Below are 604 nucleotides of genomic sequence, written 5' to 3' on the forward strand. Positions count from 1 at the left end.
GCCCCTTCGATTGAGTACAAGAACATCAGTATTGCGATGCCAATGTGATCGCTCGTACCCCTTCGATTGAGCAAAAAACAACAGCATTGTGCGATAAGCAGGCTATACCACCACTATTAGAGGCAAAATTKAATGAATGTGATCGCTCGCGCCCCTTCAGTTGAGCGAAAAACAACAGCATTGTGCGATAAGCAGGCTACACCATTACTATTAGAGGCAAAATTTAATGAATGTGATCGCTCGYGCCCCTTCGATTGAGCAAAAAACAACAGCATTGTGCGACAAGCAGGCTACACCACCACTATTAGAGGCAAAATTTAATGAATGTGATCGCTCGTGCCCCTTCGATTGAGCAAAAAACAACAGCATTGTGCGACAAGCAGGCTATATCACCACTATTAGAGGCAAAATTTAATGAATGTGATCGCTCAGCGCAGTCTATTTGCGATCAACAAAATTACTGAAGAGTCGATTTAAACATCGATGTCTGAGAATCAAAGTATTACTTCTGAGCATAGCAATGCCAACTAGAGAAAAATGTCTTTTTAATATTTCGGATAGCTAACATGAAAAGTACCACATGTTGATTAGCTATGTACTTACG

Annotated in this window: 1 protein-coding gene; it reads left to right on the forward strand. The window is 41.2% G+C overall.

Going from position 1 to position 604, the window contains the following annotated elements:
• Positions 1-320: 320 nt before the first annotated feature.
• Positions 321-464, forward strand: a complete 144-nt coding sequence (locus L4D09_RS28880; RefSeq protein WP_428460955.1) for a hypothetical protein — start codon at positions 321-323, stop codon at positions 462-464.
• The last annotated feature ends 140 nt before the right edge of the window (positions 465-604 follow it).

This window comes from Photobacterium makurazakiensis (assembly GCF_050336715.1).
In the GTDB taxonomy this organism is placed as follows: Bacteria; Pseudomonadota; Gammaproteobacteria; order Enterobacterales; family Vibrionaceae; genus Photobacterium; species Photobacterium makurazakiensis.